The organism is Rugamonas violacea (assembly GCF_016461825.1).
In the GTDB taxonomy this organism is placed as follows: Bacteria; Pseudomonadota; Gammaproteobacteria; order Burkholderiales; family Burkholderiaceae_D; genus Rugamonas.
The window spans coordinates 53,696-57,604 of the sequence record NZ_JAEMNU010000020.1 but is presented as its reverse complement, the minus strand read 5'-3'; the positions used below and the strand labels follow the sequence as shown (position 1 = coordinate 57,604).

Annotated in this window: 3 protein-coding genes; 1 reads left to right on the top strand and 2 read right to left on the bottom strand. The window is 68.0% G+C overall.

Features of this window, described 5'->3' with window-relative positions; translation table 11 throughout:
* Window positions 1–88 precede the first annotated feature (88 nt).
* Together H7U20_RS03475 and H7U20_RS03470 are read right to left on the bottom strand one after the other, a co-directional pair.
* Entirely contained in the window at window positions 89–982 is an 894-nt protein-coding gene (locus H7U20_RS03475; protein WP_233410472.1) for an OmpA family protein, read from the bottom strand.
* 162 nt (window positions 983–1,144) lie between these two features.
* Window positions 1,145–1,555 carry a DUF4398 domain-containing protein gene (locus H7U20_RS03470; protein ID WP_199518219.1) on the bottom strand — a complete coding sequence of 137 codons (411 nt, stop codon included), beginning with the start codon at window positions 1,553–1,555 and terminating at the stop codon, window positions 1,145–1,147.
* 278 nt (window positions 1,556–1,833) lie between these two features.
* On the opposite strand from H7U20_RS03470, the gene H7U20_RS03465 reads away from it, so the two are divergent.
* Window positions 1,834–3,894: a S9 family peptidase gene (locus H7U20_RS03465; protein ID WP_233410471.1), complete on the top strand. Its 2,061-nt coding sequence runs from the start codon at window positions 1,834–1,836 to the stop codon at window positions 3,892–3,894.
* The last annotated feature ends 15 nt before the right edge of the window (window positions 3,895–3,909 follow it).

Genomic DNA, 3,909 nt, shown 5'->3' with positions numbered 1-3,909 from the left:
GGCCGCCGCTGCTGAGTTCTGCTGAGTTCTACTGAATGCCGCTGAGTGCCGCTGAGTGCAGCCAAGGGCGGCGCAGTGCCGCGCCGGCCTAGCGGCGGGTGGCGATCGGCGCGCCGTTCTGTGACAGCACGATCTCGACGCGGCGGTTCAGCTGACGCTGACCGGCGCTGTCGTTGGCGGCCACCGGATAAGCCTCGCCGTAGCCACGGGTGGTGATGCGGTCGGCAGCCACGCCCATGCCGGCCAGCGCGTTACGCACCGCCTCGGCGCGGCGTTGCGACAGCTCCAGGTTGTGGGCGGCGCTGCCGGTGCTGTCGGTGAAGCCCTCGACCAGCAGCTTGCTCTCCAAGTTTTGCGCCAGCACGTCGGCCAGCTTGCGCGCGGTGCGCATGCCCTCGGCGCTGAGCTGGGCTTGGTCGACATTGAACAGCACGTCGCCGAAGGTCACCACCAGGCCGCGCTCGGTCTGCTTGGCCTGCAGGTCGGCCAATTGCGCTTGCAACGCGGCGGCACGCGCCTGGGCGTCGCGCGCGGCGGCTTCGGCGCCGGCGGTCTGGCTGTTGGCGGCCGCCGCCTGTTGACGGGCCTGCTCGGCGCTCAGACGGGCCTGGTCGGCCTCCTGGGTGCGCTGGTCGAGGCGGACCTGGTCGCGTTGGCGGGCGGCGTCAGCCACCTCGGCCTCGGCACCCTTCTGCTTGGCCACCTCGCGCGCCGTGGCGATCTTCTGCTTGGCCAGATAGGCCAGCTTGTCGATCGCCTCCGGGCTGTCCTTGCGGGCGGCGGCGGCGTTGGCCTGGTCCAGCGCCTCGCTGGCCTGCTTGAACTCGGTCGGCGCCAGACGGGCCACGTTTGGATTGGTTTGCGCCGCCATGTAGTCGCCCCGGGTCTGGTCGAGCAGACTGGTGGTGAGCGGCGTGCTGCTGCAGGCGGCGACGAAGATCGACATGGCGAGCAGGGTCGGAACAATGTGGACTTTTTTCATGATGGTTTCCTTGGTTGCTGGCGCCTTGCGTCCCCCGGCTGTGGGATCGACGCATAAGCGCTACTTATTCGGTCGGAGCCGGCATCAGCCCCGCTTATGTCCGGCGCTGGCGCCGGGCTATTCTTTCTGAAAACTATTGCTGAAGACTATCGCTGCTCAAGACTATTGCTGCTGCACCTTGCTGTTGCGATCGAGCTCTTCGCGCAACACGCGGATGCTCTGTTGCAGCTCATCGGCGGCGCTGCTGGCCTTGGCCGAGTTGGCCTTGCTCTGCGCCAGCTTGGCGTCGACCGAAGCCTGGTTGGCCAGGTCGCGCGCCACGCCGTAGTCCTTGGCGGCCAGCGCCTGGTTGGCGCGCATCAGCTTGTCGCGGGCCGACTGCATCTCGGCCGGCGCCAATTCGGCGGCGCCGGCGCTGGTGGCGTTCTCGACCGCCGCACGCGACACGGCGACATCGGCCGTGGCCGGCGTTTTCTGGCTGGCGCAGGCGCCCAGCGCCAGCATCGCGGCGATGGCGCACAGCAGGCGGACGGCGGGACGGGCGGCTTGCTTGGTGGTGGTGATGTTGGTCATTCTTGTTCTCCCAAAATGAAACGGTGGATCGAGCGGTTGCGGACGATGGATACCGTTATAGGCTCTTGCTAAGCCGCCATCAGTTCGCTGCCGCACACAGGCGATGAAAGCGCCGTCTATGCCGGCCGCCGCATTCCACCCCTTCAAATACGCGTCCTGTCGCCGCTTTGGCGCCGCCGGTCGGCGCCGCCACGTCCCCGTCCAGGCTTTCGTTTATGCTCCCCTGGCAACGAAAATCTATTCTGGTTTCCCGTTTCCCCAACATCGACGAGGTACTCATGCTCCGCTCCGCCCTGCTGCCCGCGCTTCTTCCCGCCCTCCTCCTTGCCAGCGCGCCGCCGGCGCTGGCCCAGGCCGCCGCCACCACGCCCGCCGCCGCCGTCGCCGCCGCCGCCGACAATACGCCGCTGATCGAGCGCGCCAAGATCTTCGGCAACCCCAGCAAGTCCAACGGCAAGATCAGCCCGGACGGCAAGTGGTTGTCCTGGATCGCGCCGCGCGACGGCGTGCTCAACGTCTGGGTCGCCCCGGCCGGCGAACCGTCCAAGGCGCGTGCCATGACGGAGGAAAAGCTGCGGCCGATCCGCAGCAGCTTCTGGTCGCCCGATTCGAAGACCCTGCTGTTCATCCAGGACAAGGGCGGCGACGAGAACTTCCTGTTGTACGGCGTCGACGTGGCCAGCGGCAAGCAGAGCAACTACACGCCGTTCGAGAAGACCCGCGCCATGGTGGTGCAGATCAGCAGCAAGGTGAAGGACCGCATCCTGGTCGGCCTCAACAACCGCGACCCGCGCTGGCACGACGTCTACAGCCTGGACCTGGCCAGCGGCAAGCTGACCCTGGTGCAAAAGAACGAGGGCTACGCCGGCTTCATGGCCGACCAGACGCTCACCCTGCGCCTGGCGCAAAAGCCGCGCGGCGACGGCGGCTCCGCCTACTTCCGCGTCAACGGCGGCCAGATCGACAGCACGCCGCTGGCCGAGGTCGGCCTGGAAGACTCGCAGACCACCGATCCGCTCAGCTTCACCGCCGACGGCCAGACGCTGTATTGGAGCGACTCGCGCGGCCGCAACACCTCCGCGCTGATCGCCCAGGACCTGGCCAGCGGCAAGGGCACGGTGTTGGCGCAGGACGCCCGCGCCGACATCGCCAACGCCTTGTTCGATCCGCAAACCGGCCAGGCGCAGGCCTACACGGTCGAGTACTTGCAGCATGAGTACCTGCCGCTGTCGGACCAGCTGAAGGACGACCTGGCCTTCCTGAAGAAAAACCTGCAAGGCCAGTTCACCATCGCCTCGCGCACCGAGGCCGACGACAAATGGCTGGTCCACCTCGACAGCGTGACGGCGCCGCAGTCGAGCTGGCTGTACGAGCGCAAGGGCCAACGCCTGAGCCGGCTCTACATCAGCCGTCCCGAGCTGGAAGGCGCGCCGCTGAGCCAGATGCACCCGCGGGAGATCAAGGCGCGCGACGGCCTGACCCTGGTGTCCTACCTGACGCTGCCCAAGGCGGTCGACCCGGCCGGCAGCGGCAAGGCCAGCCGGCCGGTGCCGATGGTGCTGCTGGTGCATGGCGGCCCGTGGGCGCGCGACCGCTACGGCTACAACGGCACCCACCAATGGCTGGCCAACCGCGGCTACGCCGTGCTGTCGGTGAACTTCCGCGGCTCGACTGGCTTCGGCAAGCAGTTCATCTCGGCCGGCGACCTGCAGTGGGGCCGCAAGATGCATGACGACCTGCTCGACGCCGTGCAATGGGCCGTCCAGCAAGGCGTCACCAAGGCCGACCAGGTCGCCATCATGGGCGGCTCCTACGGCGGCTACGCCACCTTGGCCGGCATGGCCTTCACCCCCACCACCTTCGCCTGCGGCGTCGACATCGTCGGCCCGTCCAACCTGTTCACCTTGCTGCAAACCATTCCGCCGTACTGGGAAGCCGGCAAGCAGCAGTTCTACAAGCGCATGGGCGACCCCACCACCGAGGCCGGCCGCGCGCTGCTGAAGGAGCGCTCGCCGCTGAACTTCGCCCAGAACATCCAGCGGCCGCTGCTGATCGGCCAAGGCGCCAACGATCCGCGCGTCAACGTGCGCGAGTCCGAGCAGATCGTCGCCTCGATGGCCGCCCAGCAGATCCCGGTCACCTACGTCGCCTTCCCCGACGAGGGCCACGGCTTCGCCCGGCCGGTCAACAACATCGCCTTCAACGCCGTCACCGAGAACTTCCTCGGCAAATGCCTGGGCGGCCGCGCCGAGCCCATCGGCGGCGCCATCAAGGCCTCGACCGCGCAAGTCAAGCACGGCGCCGAGTTCGCCCCCGGCCTGAGCGAGGCGCTGAAGTAAGCTGGCGACGCGCCC

Excerpts from the sequence above, each read along its gene's own strand:
- H7U20_RS03475 (WP_233410472.1), bottom strand. The coding sequence starts at position 982 with ATGAAAAAAGTCCACATTGTTCCGACCCTGCTCGCCATGTCGATCTTC.
- H7U20_RS03470 (WP_199518219.1), bottom strand. The coding sequence starts at position 1,555 with ATGACCAACATCACCACCACCAAGCAAGCCGCCCGTCCCGCCGTCCGC.
- H7U20_RS03465 (WP_233410471.1), top strand. The coding sequence starts at position 1,834 with ATGCTCCGCTCCGCCCTGCTGCCCGCGCTTCTTCCCGCCCTCCTCCTT.